Below are 14,531 nucleotides of genomic sequence, written 5' to 3'. Positions count from 1 at the left end.
TGAATTGAACAAACTTGCTTTTCAAACACTCTATTATTTTAAAATATTGTTCCCTAACGATACATGCCTCTACTGGGCTAAACAAGGTTTGAATATTAATAGCAGTTAACTTATTTAATGAGAAATATCATTTAGCCACTATAGATAGCTCAGTGTATATTATGCGACTCAGCTTCTGGTTTATTTAACTCTCCTATGAAGAACGCATTTTCTGACAGCAACCAAATTAGAAAAGTGTCTAGTTTCCCTGAACTTGTAAATACAAAGTTTCAAGGAGAGACAAATGCGATTTGCTGGCACAGAAATTTGGTAGGCGACTTTAAAGAAATTGTGAATAAACTTCAGTTAAAAGAAAACATTACAGAAGTTTCCATTGAAGACTTGTTAGACCTACAACTTTCAGAAAAAGGTAATCTAGCAAGGACAACTATTTTAGAAGATATCGAGCTATTAACTGATTTTGGTGCATCACCTATACTTAATTTGCTTAAGAACTATGAACGCGATGAAGAACTAGATTTCATTTCAACCGATGTATATTCATTCCATGTTGATCGCTCCCCCATTGAAACCGATACATTCTTATGTACCTATCACGGCGCTGCCAGTGATATTGTGCCCAATGATCAGGTTGAACAAAAAGTTTTAATTCCAGAAATTAGAGAAAAGCTCAAAGAATTATATGACGGCTCTGATGCTGAATTTGAAGCTTTTTTGGCAGAGCATTTTTTTGATTTGCATTATCAGCCTAAACCCGATGCTCAACCTGTAAATTTAGGCACGGGACATATTTGGCGTTTAGCAGTAGATCATCCAACTCAAAAGGTTTTACCTTGTGTTCACCGAGCACCTGTTGAAAAAGATGGCGAGTATCGATTGCTGTTGATTTGTTAAATATATTGCCACTCCATGACGGGAATGGCTTGAAATCATTTTTATCCAAGAAAAACTGGCTTAACTAATCTCTTAAGATATTCCGAAAACGGATCAAATAAATTCGGATATCTACCAAAGCAAAAATAATGAAAAATATGATTTAAAGTAGTTGACCCTCACGTAACGTAAGCCCCTAGCATAAAACACGCCTAAGGAAGAAGGAGCTAAAAAGATGCTGTTAAAAGTTGGTGAATTAGCTAAGCAAACAGGACTTACTGTCCGTGCTCTTCATCACTATGACGATATCGGTTTACTTCAGCCTTCGGTCCGTTCCGATGCTGGTTATCGACTATACACCCGTAAAGACATTACTCGTTTGAATCAGATTCAAGCATTACGAGGACTGGGAATGTCGTTAGCCGAAATCCATACGGTTCTTCAAGACCCCAATCTTGCGCTTTTACCGATTATTGATCAGCAGATTCAAGCAATTGATCAAAGGCTGACAGAGCAAAAGAAATTGCGAAATCAGCTCAGCAAACTTAAATCTCAGATCATAAGTGGTGAAGAGCTTGGTTTGGAGGATTGGCTAAAAACACTGGAGCTTATAGCGATGTTTGAAAAATACTTTACAAAAGAAGAGCTTGAAAAACTGACTTTCTTACAAGCAGGCACTAAAAGCCACCAAGAATGGCAAGAGTTAACTCAAGCAGCAAATGCACTATTTAATGCTGGTGAACCATCTAACAGTGAAGCAGCTCAAGACCTAGCTCGAAAGTGGATGAAAACTCTTGAGCACAATACGCGAGCTAACCCAGAATGGTTAGTTAAACTAAATGCCATAAACTCAGCCGCACCTGAATTTCAGGAAAAATTAGGCGTAACGCCAGAAGTTGTTGAGTTTTTACTTAAAGCTTTTTCTGAGAGTAAGCTGAGTATTTTTGCCCGTTATTTATCTGACGATGAGTTTACTTTTCTAAAAGGAAATTACATTCGTGAGATGAAAAAATGGCCTCAATTATTGGTCGATATTGAAAAATTGATTGATGCTGAGATCACACCAGATAGTGATGGAGCAAAGCGTTTGGCACAACAATGGCTCTCTATGCTACAAGGCTATGCTGGCAAAAATCCAAGTACTCAAGAGAAAATCCGTACAGCAATGCAAAGTGAACCAAGCCTTGCTGACGGTACTTGGCTCAAACCAGTGACCCTACAATTTCTAGAAAAAGCAGTAGCAGCACTAATGCGTGGTGCTTAGTTCTATCAAAGCAGTTGGCTACACCATAATTTGGTGTAGCTTTTTAAAATACTCTATCCACCCCTAAAAACAGTTTTTTGATAAATTAGTTTTGATATTTATGATTATTTTTGTTTTCAAAATTAATATATAACATTCACACGAACCCAATCTTCATATTTGGTTGCCTGAACATTCGTAGTTGATATGATCGCTCCATGAATAGGAATATTTTCTTTCATTCCTGTCGCGATTCGTGAAGGTATTTTACCTGCCGCCCCTCCCCAAATTTGAGTATGGCCCGCATCTTGATACAGTACATATGCAACAGATGCTGGGCTGTCAGCAGATTTAAGTTCAAAGTTATTGTCTGAAGTTACTGCCAATTGATAAGGTGTATTCTTGCTGCATTGCACAGTTACATCCGTTCTTGCAGTAGAAACTGGCTGAGCACGTTCAACCGAACCAAAATCTAAGTTTCCTTGTGTGGAAACTTCACAAGTTTCTAGAATGGTTAAACTGACCCTTAACGATGTAGATGCATTTCCAGCATCTGCACTATTTATTGTCAACATTCCCATCAGAGAAAATAAAGCATGTCTAATGACTTTCATTTCTTCTCTCCTTAACTTTTTGTTCTAATGTCTATTCATCTTTATATTGTGTTTTTTCTGTTCCTATTAAAGAAACAGCTTTCAGGATTGTTTAGTTATAAGACTTAATATTGCACAGTGTCAATCTATACTAATCACATGATTTGCATATTATTTTTATTATTTGTGATGAGTTACACGTAATCTAACTAATTTAAAAAGTAGTGGATGTTTTTTATTTCGCTTAAGCATAATTAATAAATTATCTAACAACTGATAAAACTGTTGAATGCCTCAATTCAATCATGATGTAACTATTAAAAAGAAATATGCTCGGGTTACGTTCTACTTAGTAATAGTTGTACGTTATTTGACAAGTCTTAATTTAATACATATGATTAATTTTTAAACAAAATCGCGTCATAAATTGTCGCCAACCAAATCTACTATTATTTCATATAATAAAAAAATTAATTATTTTATTCTTTTCCTAATCTAATATATGGATTAACATGAACCTATCAAATCTTTTTAATAATGACACAAAAATAGAAACTATTTCAAAATTTCTATCTCTTATATTTAAGTTAAGCACACTAATTGGTGCTTTATGTTTTGCATTATATTGTCATAAATTGAACTATTTTCCAACAGGAATAACAACTGGAGATAGCTTGTTATTCATTCTATTTGCGATTAGTTTCGGTATTATTTATGGCTTTTTTGTAATCAGTCTTTTATCTTTAGGCTTATGGATTACTTACTTGCTTGTTCGTCCAATATTATGGATCAGCATTATAATTTATAAAAAATTTAGTAATAATCCTCCACGACAAACAATTAAATTTATTAAACCAGATTTCATTCATGCTGTATTTGCTCTACTTGGTGTGCTATTCATTTTTGTTCTAGCAAGCCTAGATAAAATGGTTTTGATGAGTTTACCCTTAATTGCAATTTTACTTTCATTTCTATGGGCAACATACAAACAGAAAGAAAGTGATTTTTACAGTTTAGTGGAGGCCAATGAAGTTAATAATGCAGAAACGGAAGAAAAACAAAAAAGCCTTCTTCAAAAGCAAAATAATATAAATAATATCAAGTATATGGTTTTTGCTTTTATTATTTTTATACCTCTATTCATGGGGGGTATATCTGAAATGATGGTAGAAGCTGGAATGAAGTTTTCTAATGCAAAAAAAGGAACATCATATGTACTTATTCAGCCACCATATGATAGCTTTATTCCACCAAAATATATTATTACTGATTCTCCATATAATGCCTCTGGATATAAGACGTTCAAAGAAATGACAGTAATGTTAACTGGTATTGGAACTAAAACTATTATTCAACTACCAGCAGAAGCCGGTAAAAAGCCACAGACACTTGAAATTCCTAATGAGAAAATTATCATTATCCCTATAGTGAATTAAAAAAAATAGTAATATTAAAGGCAGGACATCTATCGATGTCTTGCCTTTAAATATTCTAAAATTTATCAATATAAATAACAAATATTCATCATACTGAATTCAATATCTAGAAAATTCATTATTCAATAAATTTTAGAAACGAATATTTAGTCTCACTCTCACATACTAGCCAATATACTTATAGCTTTAAGCCTACACGAGCACTCACATTATTTATAATTAATAAATTACCTCACACCAACAATAATCTCCTAAAAATTGAACCATTCTGTCCATTCTCGCAATTGCATAAAAAAACTGATCAAAATAATATCCAAACATATAGATTATAACTTTACATATTGTTTAGCTTATAGATTCAATACTAAGAAAATTGTGAAGTTAAATTTAAAATGAATAATTCTGTCCTTTAAAACCATTTATTTTTAATTCGAGAAACCTTTGATATGAAAAAATATTTATTATTAATTTTATTCAGCTTTTATTCGGTTCATTCATTTGCATCGGACAAATTACATGGCAGTGTTTGGAAAACCATTGATGACGCAACCAATCAACCTAGAGCGCTGGTAAGATTTAGCCAAGATAAAAATGGCAACCTCTCTGCAAACATCGAAAAAATACTTGTTCCAAGTGAAGCCAACAAATGTACGATGTGTGAAGGTACTTATAAAAACAAATCTTTGATTGGCTTAACCATCGTCAAAAATTTAAAAAATGTCGGTCAAAATAAATATGACAAAGGTTCTATCCTCGACCCACAGTCTGATAAAACCTATCGCTTTAGCTTAACAGTATCCCCAGATGGCGAAAAACTTACTGCACGTGGATACATTGGTATCTCTGCGATTGGCCGAAATCAAACGTGGTATCGAGTTAAATAGCTCATGAACTAGCATTAACCAACTCTTTATAGCTACTTACCGATCATAATTACAATCAATATGTGCATGATGCATATAATAGTTTTTATGATCGGTACTTAGCTTGAATCATCAGCATGATAATGACGAGTAGCGAAGGTATTGCAGCAATCACGAATAAATGGGTAATGACCAGAAATTGGGAAAGGTAGCCACCAAATAGCGGCCCAATGACCGAACCCAAACGGGCAATTCCGATACTCCAGCCCACCCCTGTAGTACGAAGCGAAACTGGGTAATAACTGGCAGACAGTGCATTAATGGCAGGTTGCCCGCCAACAATTGCAAAGCCAGCAATAAAAATGATAATAAATAATAAAACAATATGGCTAACCGCATAGCCAATTAAAGCAACACTCATCACTGCAACCAAAAAAACAGGAATTAATACTTTATAAAATCCTGTCTTATCGATTTTAAGGCCCATCACCACACTACCAACCGTACCGCCTAATTGTAGAGTGGAACCGATCATCAATGCCTGATTTAATGAAAGTCCTGACTCTTTGGCCAAAGTCGGTAACCAGTTTGCCAGAAAATATAGACTGATCATGTTTAAAATACTGATGATCCAGATGGAATAGGTAAAAAACGCGCGCTGATTTTTAAACAACTCAAGCGGTGACTTTTTAACCTCAACCTCAGTGTTATTAATAATTTTTATTTCTGAATTAAATGTTAATGCGGGATAAAACTTCTTTAACCAAAATAGAATCTTAGGATTATTTTTATTATCTTCACTCAAAAAATATAAAGATTCTGGCAACTTAAAGTATGTGATAAAGAAAATAATTAAAGGAACAATACCGCCAAAATAGAAAATCGCCTGCCAGCCTCCCCAAGGAACTAATAAGGCGGATATACCGCCCCCTAACATTGCCCCTACCGTATAGCCACAAGAAATGACCATCATGGTGAAAATACGAGATTTGAATGGAACAATTTCGGAGCTATAAGCCATGACATTTGGCATGATACCTCCTAAAAAAATTCCTGTAACAAAGCGGATTGCAGTCAATTGCTCAATATTGCCTACATGTGGTGTGACTAGCATCAGAACCGAGAACATAAAGGTTGAGATCAGTAAGATGGGACGGCGGCCAAAACGATCAGAGAGTGAACTTAATAAAAATGATCCGACAAACAAACCAAATAAGCTGGCGCTAAACACAATGCCTAGCATGGATTTTTGAACGCCCCATTCTTCTATAATCATTGGGGCCGCGTAAGCCATAGACTGGATGTCATAGCCATCCATAATCATCAGTAATAAACAGGTGATCAGAATAAATTTTTGATAACGTCCAACTTTCTGCTGATTGATCAAATCACTTAATGCAACTTCTTTCATGGTATTCCCTTCTCCATGACATGCTTTAAATTAATTCATTTTAATTATGCAATACGTAATCAATTTACGAGTAACGTAAAATAAAATAGCAATAATATGCCAATAAAGTCAAAATATTATTTTTTTACAATATAAACAAAAAGTTAGATCGGATGATTTGATTCTATCGGAGTAATGATCTCAACTTATTGCACAGGGGCTATGGCCTGCTCATCTAACAAAAAACAAGCAAACCATACATTCTATTATTTAAATTATTTTTATATTCAAACAGATGATTAAAAAAACAATCGAAAATCTTTTCCCTCTCGTCCGCCTGATCTGAGCTTAAGAACTAAATCACTCCCCTCAATCAACATTCTCCTTTTCAGCAGAAGATCCATTACTTGATGGTTTAGAAGAGCCCAAAGCCATACTTGAGAATACGCCATCGCGATAAATCCATGCATGTAATAACGCAGCAGACAGATGACCAATAACCACAGCAAATAATAGCCAAGCCAAAACTCCGTGTAGAGTACGGAACCAAGCGTAAAGCGTAGAGTTAGTAGGTGCTATAGGTGGAAGGCCCCAACCCGGAAATAGAGTTACAGGCCAATTCCCTGCCGATAGCGTAGCCCATCCGAGCAATGGCAAACTAAACATCAAAAGATAAAGCAGCCAATGTGATGCATGGGCCATAAATGCCTGCCAGCGCGGTACAGTCGGTGGCAAAGGTGGAATTGGAAAATAGAGTCGATTTATTAATCTAATGATGACCAATAATAAGATTGCGATTCCTAAAGGACGATGGATATCGATTAACCACGGACGCCAAGTGATTGAGGTTGTCATTCCCACACCAATAAATAGCATGGCCAAAATCGCTACTGCCATAAGCCAATGTAGAATTCGAGCAGTCAAATTAAAATGGCGTGGAGCATTATTGTTAGATTTGTTTTGCATGGCTGATCTCTCCTATTTGCCCACGGCATCCGTTGCTTTGCCAAATCCAATTTCACGTAAGCGAGCATTGTAAGACTGTGAATAGATGCTTGCTCGAGCGGCAAGTACCGGATCATCTGATAACTCAATTCCGGGTGGAACTAGTGTTGGATCAAAGTTAATGTCACGGCAAACGCCATTTACCTGTTCAGTTACATTTTTGACTTCCAATGTTCCTGCTATCACTTCTTTGCGTTCTTTTGGCCAAGGTTGAGACGGGTCATTCACTGCGTCTCCCGGCTCAGCAAGTTGCAAAACTAAATCCCAATATAGCGGCCCTTCAGCCAAACGTTTTTTGATGTCTTTAAATAAGAAATCATGGCCAGCTTGATCACGTTGTTCTTTGGTCAGACTAATAAATTTTGAATGAGGACGCATAGACCAACGGACTGGTTGTTCTTGTCCATTGGCGGCTCGCAATATAAAAGCATTTACGACATAAAATTCTGCACCGCTGAAACTACCAGTTAATGGCATCTTTGCCTTTTGCTCAATAGACTTACGTGCTTCTGGATATTCTTTTAAGAAAGCCTCAACAAGGGCTGGATCGGGTTTGCCAGTAGCTGGAACTGGTTTAAATGCTTTTTGCTGCGCCAAAAAACCTTCAGCATTTCGTGTAGGGAAATAGGGAAAGTTGTTTAATTTCATGCGCCATTGTGAATGATCAGCTGCGGAAAGTAATAAAGCCATACTTACTGTTGCTGTCGAATTATCTGCCGCATGCGGGTTACCACTTCCAATAGAAAAACGGCCAATCGCTGGTATATCAGACTTGGCAAATACAGTGGCTTTAGAGAGTGCCGCCGCCGCACCATTACTGTGGTAAGTGCCATCAAAACAAATACCCTTACCGTGTGCACGTCGATATCCGGGATCAAAGTTATTTAATGAGTCTCCCAAAAAGGTTTTGCTTGTGGTGCGATGTCCAAATAGACCGGCGACCCAAGCAAATGCCAATACTAAAGAGCTTGCGATTACTGCAATACCCACGAATCGCAGCCAATACTTCTTTAGACTTTTAAAATTCAAATTATTCATTCTTAATCCTGTGTAAATTGTATGGCTGCATCTATAAAGAAGAGTTTGATCATGTAAAAAGAGTATTACTTACATTGATGGAACCAAATTCAAAATTAGCTGAGTAAATAAAATCCCGAAATTTCTGGATCCAATATAGCGATAAGCCTTAATATAATATTTATTTCTGGGCCATATAAGGTACGCACCTCGGGGTTAGTATCAAGCTTAGTTTCATTGTAAGTGGAGATAAAGAAAGTATGGGAACGAAAAACCTAAAAGTCCCCACATTGACCGAAAGAGTCCGAAGAGGTGATCTTTTTACTGGCGAAAATAATTGTCAATCCCGTGAAGTATTTGCTCATGTAACGAGTCTCTGGGGAGTGATATGTCTGATTGCTTTGCGTGATGGCACACATCGTTATAGTGAGTTACGCCGTAAAGCAAATGGAGTCAGCGAAAAAATGCTTACTCAGACTCTCCAGCATTTAGAAAAAGATGGTTTTATACGCAGAACTTCTTATCCAGTTGCCCCGCCCCATGTCGAATATGATTTAACGTTATTAGGTGAAGAAGTCGCTAAACATGTTGCAGCACTTGCGGATTGGCTAGAGGTTAATCTTAGCGATATTAAAGCAACTTCTTTAACAACTGATGATTGATAGCCTAGTTTCTAACTTACAAAATCTCTTACACTTACGGGTCCTCATCATCTTTTACGGCTGATAATCATTTTTAGATTTTTTACATAAACAAGCAACTGTCCCTATAAACAGTTGCTTGAGATTTTTCATTTATAAATAATAATTAGCGCTTCTCATCATGAAGTAGCCAAACCTTTTTCATTTTTTTTATAATCGTCAGAATCAAAATAGCTCCTAATCATATTGGCACTTTCTTCTGACTTTCTTTTTTCTTCTTCTAAATCAACTTTAACTTCTTGTCTGGCTTCATATTCAGCAGGAACCAAGCTAGTGAGTGGTGGAAGCTTAGGTCTGCCTCCAACTGTAATTCTTTCTATAAAGCTGGCTAACCACATAATGTATTCAAGCTTATTTTTATATTTGGGCATTAAACTGATATCTAACTTAACTAAGCACTGATCGGGCGGTTTGTTTAAACACGCTTCGAAATCAAAGTAATTACTTTTTAGTTTACATGAAGAACCATTGAGCTCTTTTCTTATCGCACTCACTAAGTTATTGAGCTGCTCAATAGTGCTTTCAGAAAATAAATTTTTTTTCTCGAATTCTTCGTAAACCTTTTCAGCGATAGCTATAAATTTTGTCATCCCTATTTCCCTTTTATTATAGGCATTCTTATATCTTTTGCCTTTTAAGGAATTATGATGAATTAATCATTACAAAATGTAAGGGATTTGGGTTATTAAGTAATTAATAGAAGCCTTTTGCAATCTATTGCCCAAACCGTCCGCAGGGATAAAAATTAATGATGAATAGATCACAAAAAATAAAGATTAATTCGTCTCTGTTAGACATAAATTATATAAAAAATCTATCACCTTTTCCCGATCGATTCCCCCATCTGAACTTAAAAGCTGAATAATTATGCCTTCAATCATATATAGAAATAGCTTGGCGTCCTGAAAAGTCGCATCCCTTTTGAGTCCTCTAAGCTGGCTATAGATTTCATTAATGAGCCATGTTCTATATCTCAACGCGGTTTGATAGGCTTTTGGATGGGTCAGTTTTATTTCAAACATGGCCTTAAACAATAAATAGTACAGTCCCTCTAAATCGGTATGTAAAAGATAAAGTTTCTGAAGTTTTTCCTTCACGTTTGAACCTTGGTCGTATTCAACAATTGAAACCACTTTTTCTTTTAGACGTTCTTTTTGTACGAACAGGCAGATTTCAATAAACCGCTCTTTTGAATGAAAAAAGTTATAAAAGGTCGCTTTGGTAATTTTTGACTCTTTCACAATTCTGTCGACCCCAACCGTATGAAAGCCGTGATGCTGAAATAAATCAATCGACGTATTAATAACTTGAATAGCGCGTGTTGAGAGAACTAACTTTGGCATAGTTTTACCGTTATAAAAATTCTTGTTGTATATAAATGAGATAAAAAACCTGTGCCCTTTCTGGGAGAAAAAAAGGCATAGCAAAGCCGTAAAGACTGTGTGCAGCACATCTCAAGTTTTGTTGTTCAAATAAGTTTTTTGAGCCGTAACGACTTAAAGCCTGAAAACCTTAGGGTGATCAAGCTCCTTTAAATTTTAGGCTGTGTCGTTATAGCTTTTGGCATTGAAAGCCAAGAAATAATGGATGTGCAAAGCCAACTCCTTTTTATTTGGAGTTCTGCCGACATGAATAGAAATTATGGTGGCAGAACGAAAGAGGGTTGACAGACTGATGAAAGATATAACCAGCACACCCGAAGGTGTCCCTCTCCCGTCCTACCGCTACGGGAGGAGACTAGGAGTTTACACATAAGAGTATCCCTCAGATGGAATAACTCTGATGCGATCTTTCATTCAGCCTGTCAAAGCCGGCTGGCAATGTGGCCAGCAGGCAAAGGATAGTGCTCTGTCCTATTACAGTCAAGCACGCAAAATGACATTTGTTTTAAAATAGATCATTAAAAAGTAAGGATAAATAATGAATAAGTTATTGTTAAATTGGGGTTTATAAAGAAGTGTTTTAGTTACTTAAATTAGAGGTTGGAATTCACTAACGACTATATAGCGGATCTTCCTCAACAAAAAATACCTCACCCGAGGAAGGTAAAACCCATTGATAAGTTCCTTCTATTTTCTGCATTTTTTCTTTAAACGTATTATATATTGCTACAAGGTTATGTTTTTCATCATATTCCCCTATATAGCCACGCTCCTTTTCTTCATGAAAATCTCTAAACATTTTATGTAATTTTACGGCTCTAAGTTCCATCTCATTTGTCCTTTTTATTATTAATATAATTATTATGATCTCTTTTTTTACTTTAAATATCAGAAAAATGTACCAAATTATATCCTATTGATATATCAAACAAAAAAAGCACCTAAGATGCTTTTTTTATTTTTAAAATATTATTGGGCAATAATATTAGTAGCTGTAAGACCTTTTTGTCCTTGAGCTATATTAAAACTAACACGTTGACCTTCATATAAGGTTTTAAATCCAGAGCTACTGATTTCTTTAAAATGTGCAAAAACGTCTGGGCCTGTATCTTGTTGAATAAAACCAAAACCTTTAGTTTCATTAAACCATTTCACTGTACCGATTGCTGTATTAGACATAATATATCCTTTGATTTTTAATAATATAAAGCCATATTTCATGACTCATTAAACTTTGAAAAAATAATAACGAATTGAGTTTAAGATCTTAAAAAAACGAAGGATTATGAATAAAACTACGATACTAAAAGAGGATTTACTAATAAGTCTTTTTTTCTAGTTAAATCCAGTATACGACAAATAAATATTTATACAACACATTTAAAAAATATTTATTTTCGTACCGTTATTTAAAAATAATAACTCCTAGATACAGAAATACTTTTCACAAAACCCGCCAACCAAAGAATAAATTCATGTTCATTATCAAAATTAGGGAGAAGACTTAAATCAATTTTAACAATACGCTCTTTCATTGGCCTATTTAAACAACTTTCAAAATCAATAATAGGATATTTTAATCGTAAATTGTTTATAGCTGCTTCTTTTTTAATTTCAATTAACAGTCTATTTAGACAGTCAATCAAATCCTTAGATGACTGATTTTTAAAGTGAATATTATTATAAACACTTTCAGCCACATCAAAATATTTTTTCATTTCAGCATCCATATTTCCCTCATTTTTTTAGTTAATTTGACTGAGTATGCATGTAAAACTGTATTTTTATGTTGTATAAATATATTTATAGACCTGTCCCCTTAATTTAATAAAATATTATTTTCAATTAAGCATGTTAAATAATATGTTTAAGTAAGACATAGTTATTAAAAAACTTTTAAAAACAATAGATATTCCGTTATATGTTAACTCTTGTATTTAGTTAAAATACCTTTCTATTTATATATCAACAGCCTATTTGGTTCAAAGAAACATTATGTCGAGAATTAAACACTTTTAGGCACATATCTCTACATAGAGTTCCCACAATTACTGCAATGTAAGCGAATTAAAGGCCTACGATAAAGCTTCCTTACTATTATTAAGAAGTTTAAAATGTCTGATTTCAAAGAATTTTCAAAAAAAACCACACAAAACCAAAATGATTCTAATGCGCAACCTGATGAGGATAAAACTGAAAAACCTGTACAATCGCCTGAAGAAGAAAATAATCCTACAGAAAATAATAATGAAGAAAAAAAGGAATAAAATAATTGATAGCTCAAAAGCTCTATATTAAATAGAGCTTTTGTTTAACATTATATTAATTAAAACGTTTTATTCAAAATTTTTCTATATTGAATTTAAAAACACACTACCACATATATTTATTTTAATTTAAACAAGTTCCAATCTTTTATTTAAAATTAATTCAACTCTTCTTTGTGCATCGCAAAAATCAATCTCTTCACTTATCCAAAATGTATGAAGCTGCCCATGTAGATGAAAATGCTCTTTATTATATTCAGAGCCATGATCAGAATAATGACTATCTACTCTGAAATGATTTTGATCGTCTTTTCTTTTTTTCCCATCAAGTATACCGCCAATACAGATATCCATTTTAATGCCAATAATTAATCGAAATTGACTATAACACATAGTGCACTGTGGCTTTAAAAAGAGTTGTTACTATTATATTTACAGCACCATCAAAAAATTTATGTTTGCAGCATATCTCCTTAAATTTAAAGAGAATAAATATATATTTTGCATATCTAAAATACTTTGATATGTAATATGAATATTGATTTAACTAAAATTTATAACATTTTCAAAATAATTCTTCTTACCGTAGATAAATCACTATATGCTGCATGTACCTCTTATAGAAATTTTTCTAATGTCACAGCAGACTCTGCTACAAGAACTGAACTCCAGAATCGACTATTACTCTACAAGAACAGACTATCCACTACGAAGAATTTTGATAGGTTACCGAGCATACGCAAAATTGATGTTATGTTCAGCTTTTTCAGATGAAGTTATAAATTCAGCAATTGACCCTAATAAACGAAAATATAAGAAGTTAAAAATTAAAGTCACCAAAGATGACGACCAACTCGACCTTGAATGAATCAATCTAAGTAACAAATGAATATTTCCTTGTGCTTATTTAGCGCTTCAATGACCGCAAAATGACAATGACCAATGCCGGCAATATCGTTGTAAACATCTAGATAGTGATGCCCTACTGCTGCCGCTTTGAACCCAGAAAATAATTTGTTCTTAAACTTATTTTTTCACAGGAAGTAGTAAAACAGGGTCTTCAATATCGTAACCAGTTTCTTCTGGAACCCCCAGATATTTAACGACAACCAACCTCTTATTGTGTTTAGGCACGCTATAATTTTGGGAAATTTTTATTGCTTTGGTGTAATGAACCGCAACATGGGGCTTACTTTGTAAAGACGGCGATTTTACAACATATTCTGTTTTATATTGCGTGATCTTTCCTGAACGATCAAACCAAGACGATACTTGATTCTGATGAGTTTTTATTGTTTGAATTTTTACGGCCCTGCTATTACTTACGACTAATGGGGTTAAATTCCTTTTAATTTTATTTAGAGCTTTATCAAATGCTCTACTATCTTGATCATAATCAATCTTATGTGTTTTCGGATTGATATAGAGAGATTTAACTTCAATTAGTTTATCAGGCGATTTACTATTTAATAGATAATAATAGAGTTGTGGTAGACGTCCTCGACCATCTTCATAGTGTCTTAATACATAAAGTTTCTTCTCTTTTTGCTGATAGCCCAACACTTCAATTTTTTGTCCACCGCCCACTGTCGCATAACTATGTGCGGATAAAGTAAGAATGGTGCTAAAAGTTAGAAATTTTAGAAATTTCATTAGTTCATATCCTTGTGATCTGGCAACTATATTGTATAAATATCAATCAGATTAAAATGATACTTGAGTAAGTGTTACTTACTGTTTTTATATTCTTTTTGTACAGAG

Annotated in this window: 18 protein-coding genes and 1 pseudogene; 8 read left to right on the top strand and 11 right to left on the bottom strand. The window is 34.4% G+C overall.

Translation table 11 applies throughout. The features are described 5' to 3' along the window. Positions 1-195 precede the first annotated feature (195 nt). Positions 196-894: a DUF1826 domain-containing protein gene (locus J580_RS04810; protein ID WP_032003260.1), complete on the top strand. Its 699-nt coding sequence runs from the start codon at positions 196-198 to the stop codon at positions 892-894. 214 nt (positions 895-1,108) lie between these two features. Further along, a complete protein-coding gene (locus J580_RS04805; RefSeq protein ID WP_032003259.1) occupies positions 1,109-2,137 on the top strand; it encodes a MerR family transcriptional regulator in 1,029 nt (342 codons plus the stop codon). A gap of 122 nt (positions 2,138-2,259) precedes the next feature. Here the strand turns inward: J580_RS04805 and J580_RS04800 are convergent, their stop codons facing one another. Next, a complete protein-coding gene (locus tag J580_RS04800) occupies positions 2,260-2,730 on the bottom strand; it encodes a spore coat U domain-containing protein (protein ID WP_032003258.1) in 471 nt (156 codons plus the stop codon). A 491-nt stretch (positions 2,731-3,221) separates the two neighbouring features. Between J580_RS04800 and J580_RS04795 the strand changes: the two genes are divergently transcribed. Together J580_RS04795 and J580_RS04790 are read left to right on the top strand one after the other, a co-directional pair. Next, positions 3,222-4,145, top strand: a complete 924-nt coding sequence (locus tag J580_RS04795) for a hypothetical protein (RefSeq protein WP_032003257.1) — start codon at positions 3,222-3,224, stop codon at positions 4,143-4,145. Between the two features lie 446 nt (positions 4,146-4,591). After that, positions 4,592-5,029: a DUF2147 domain-containing protein gene (locus tag J580_RS04790; RefSeq protein WP_032003256.1), complete on the top strand. Its 438-nt coding sequence runs from the start codon at positions 4,592-4,594 to the stop codon at positions 5,027-5,029. A gap of 85 nt (positions 5,030-5,114) precedes the next feature. Here the strand turns inward: J580_RS04790 and J580_RS04785 are convergent, their stop codons facing one another. From J580_RS04785 to J580_RS04775, 3 genes are all read right to left on the bottom strand, one after another. Beyond that, positions 5,115-6,419, bottom strand: coding sequence for an MFS transporter (locus tag J580_RS04785; protein ID WP_032003255.1), 1,305 nt, complete (start codon positions 6,417-6,419; stop codon positions 5,115-5,117). 348 nt (positions 6,420-6,767) lie between these two features. Next, entirely contained in the window at positions 6,768-7,364 is a 597-nt protein-coding gene (locus J580_RS04780; RefSeq protein ID WP_032003254.1) for a cytochrome b, read from the bottom strand. Positions 7,365-7,376: 12 nt separating this feature from the next. Further along, positions 7,377-8,441 (bottom strand): catalase family peroxidase, encoded by a 1,065-nt coding sequence (locus tag J580_RS04775; protein WP_032003253.1) that lies wholly within the window; start codon positions 8,439-8,441, stop codon positions 7,377-7,379. Between the two features lie 239 nt (positions 8,442-8,680). On the opposite strand from J580_RS04775, the gene J580_RS0103850 reads away from it, so the two are divergent. After that, on the top strand, positions 8,681-9,082 hold the full coding sequence (locus tag J580_RS0103850) for a winged helix-turn-helix transcriptional regulator (protein ID WP_032003252.1): 402 nt from the start codon (positions 8,681-8,683) through the stop codon (positions 9,080-9,082). Between the two features lie 158 nt (positions 9,083-9,240). Here the strand turns inward: J580_RS0103850 and J580_RS04770 are convergent, their stop codons facing one another. From J580_RS04770 to J580_RS04750, 5 genes are all read right to left on the bottom strand, one after another. After that, entirely contained in the window at positions 9,241-9,711 is a 471-nt protein-coding gene (locus tag J580_RS04770) for a hypothetical protein (RefSeq protein ID WP_032003251.1), read from the bottom strand. Between the two features lie 186 nt (positions 9,712-9,897). Further along, the gene (locus J580_RS04765; protein WP_032003250.1) at positions 9,898-10,464 is read right to left on the bottom strand and encodes a TetR/AcrR family transcriptional regulator; all 567 of its coding nucleotides are present in this window, start codon (positions 10,462-10,464) and stop codon (positions 9,898-9,900) included. 649 nt (positions 10,465-11,113) lie between these two features. Continuing rightward, entirely contained in the window at positions 11,114-11,302 is a 189-nt protein-coding gene (locus tag J580_RS04760) for a hypothetical protein (protein WP_014206277.1), read from the bottom strand. Between the two features lie 170 nt (positions 11,303-11,472). Further along, positions 11,473-11,682: a cold-shock protein gene (locus tag J580_RS04755; RefSeq protein ID WP_014206275.1), complete on the bottom strand. Its 210-nt coding sequence runs from the start codon at positions 11,680-11,682 to the stop codon at positions 11,473-11,475. Positions 11,683-11,912: 230 nt separating this feature from the next. Beyond that, positions 11,913-12,233, bottom strand: a complete 321-nt coding sequence (locus tag J580_RS04750) for a hypothetical protein (RefSeq protein ID WP_032003248.1) — start codon at positions 12,231-12,233, stop codon at positions 11,913-11,915. A gap of 384 nt (positions 12,234-12,617) precedes the next feature. Here J580_RS04750 and J580_RS22825 point away from each other — a divergent pair, with 384 nt between their 5' ends. From J580_RS22825 to J580_RS23665, 3 genes are all read left to right on the top strand, one after another. Next, positions 12,618-12,770, top strand: a complete 153-nt coding sequence (locus J580_RS22825) for a hypothetical protein (RefSeq protein ID WP_001279164.1) — start codon at positions 12,618-12,620, stop codon at positions 12,768-12,770. Positions 12,771-12,946: 176 nt separating this feature from the next. Next, positions 12,947-13,063: a hypothetical protein gene (locus J580_RS23500; protein ID WP_107908818.1), complete on the top strand. Its 117-nt coding sequence runs from the start codon at positions 12,947-12,949 to the stop codon at positions 13,061-13,063. A gap of 341 nt (positions 13,064-13,404) precedes the next feature. After that, positions 13,405-13,638, top strand: coding sequence for a hypothetical protein (locus tag J580_RS23665; RefSeq protein WP_024436173.1), 234 nt, complete (start codon positions 13,405-13,407; stop codon positions 13,636-13,638). 22 nt (positions 13,639-13,660) lie between these two features. Here J580_RS23665 and J580_RS23955 read toward each other — a convergent pair. Together J580_RS23955 and J580_RS04745 are read right to left on the bottom strand one after the other, a co-directional pair. Next, positions 13,661-13,759 (bottom strand): annotated as a pseudogene (locus J580_RS23955) (aminotransferase); the annotation flags it as partial. 37 nt (positions 13,760-13,796) lie between these two features. Beyond that, positions 13,797-14,423 carry a hypothetical protein gene (locus tag J580_RS04745; protein WP_032003247.1) on the bottom strand — a complete coding sequence of 209 codons (627 nt, stop codon included), beginning with the start codon at positions 14,421-14,423 and terminating at the stop codon, positions 13,797-13,799. Positions 14,424-14,531: the final 108 nt, after the last annotated feature.

Origin of the sequence: Acinetobacter sp. 1542444, from assembly GCF_000581835.1 — a bacterium.
Taxonomy (GTDB): domain Bacteria; phylum Pseudomonadota; class Gammaproteobacteria; order Pseudomonadales; family Moraxellaceae; genus Acinetobacter; species Acinetobacter pittii.
Note: the sequence above shows the minus strand (reverse complement) of the source record. Positions and strands in the feature narration are given on the sequence as shown.

Bases quoted from the DNA above. Each gene is read 5' to 3' on its own strand.
- J580_RS22825 (WP_001279164.1), top strand. From the start codon at position 12,618: ATGTCTGATTTCAAAGAATTTTCAAAAAAAACCACACAAAACCAAAAT.
- J580_RS04745 (WP_032003247.1), bottom strand. From the start codon at position 14,423: ATGAAATTTCTAAAATTTCTAACTTTTAGCACCATTCTTACTTTATCC.
- J580_RS04755 (WP_014206275.1), bottom strand. From the start codon at position 11,682: ATGTCTAATACAGCAATCGGTACAGTGAAATGGTTTAATGAAACTAAA.
- J580_RS04750 (WP_032003248.1), bottom strand. From the start codon at position 12,233: ATGGATGCTGAAATGAAAAAATATTTTGATGTGGCTGAAAGTGTTTAT.
- J580_RS04800 (WP_032003258.1), bottom strand. From the start codon at position 2,730: ATGAAAGTCATTAGACATGCTTTATTTTCTCTGATGGGAATGTTGACA.
- J580_RS04775 (WP_032003253.1), bottom strand. From the start codon at position 8,441: ATGAATAATTTGAATTTTAAAAGTCTAAAGAAGTATTGGCTGCGATTC.
- J580_RS04805 (WP_032003259.1), top strand. From the start codon at position 1,109: ATGCTGTTAAAAGTTGGTGAATTAGCTAAGCAAACAGGACTTACTGTC.
- J580_RS04780 (WP_032003254.1), bottom strand. From the start codon at position 7,364: ATGCAAAACAAATCTAACAATAATGCTCCACGCCATTTTAATTTGACT.
- J580_RS04770 (WP_032003251.1), bottom strand. From the start codon at position 9,711: ATGACAAAATTTATAGCTATCGCTGAAAAGGTTTACGAAGAATTCGAG.
- J580_RS04795 (WP_032003257.1), top strand. From the start codon at position 3,222: ATGAACCTATCAAATCTTTTTAATAATGACACAAAAATAGAAACTATT.
- J580_RS23665 (WP_024436173.1), top strand. From the start codon at position 13,405: ATGTCACAGCAGACTCTGCTACAAGAACTGAACTCCAGAATCGACTAT.
- J580_RS04765 (WP_032003250.1), bottom strand. From the start codon at position 10,464: ATGCCAAAGTTAGTTCTCTCAACACGCGCTATTCAAGTTATTAATACG.
- J580_RS04790 (WP_032003256.1), top strand. From the start codon at position 4,592: ATGAAAAAATATTTATTATTAATTTTATTCAGCTTTTATTCGGTTCAT.
- J580_RS0103850 (WP_032003252.1), top strand. From the start codon at position 8,681: ATGGGAACGAAAAACCTAAAAGTCCCCACATTGACCGAAAGAGTCCGA.
- J580_RS04760 (WP_014206277.1), bottom strand. From the start codon at position 11,302: ATGTTTAGAGATTTTCATGAAGAAAAGGAGCGTGGCTATATAGGGGAA.
- J580_RS04785 (WP_032003255.1), bottom strand. From the start codon at position 6,419: ATGAAAGAAGTTGCATTAAGTGATTTGATCAATCAGCAGAAAGTTGGA.
- J580_RS04810 (WP_032003260.1), top strand. From the start codon at position 196: ATGAAGAACGCATTTTCTGACAGCAACCAAATTAGAAAAGTGTCTAGT.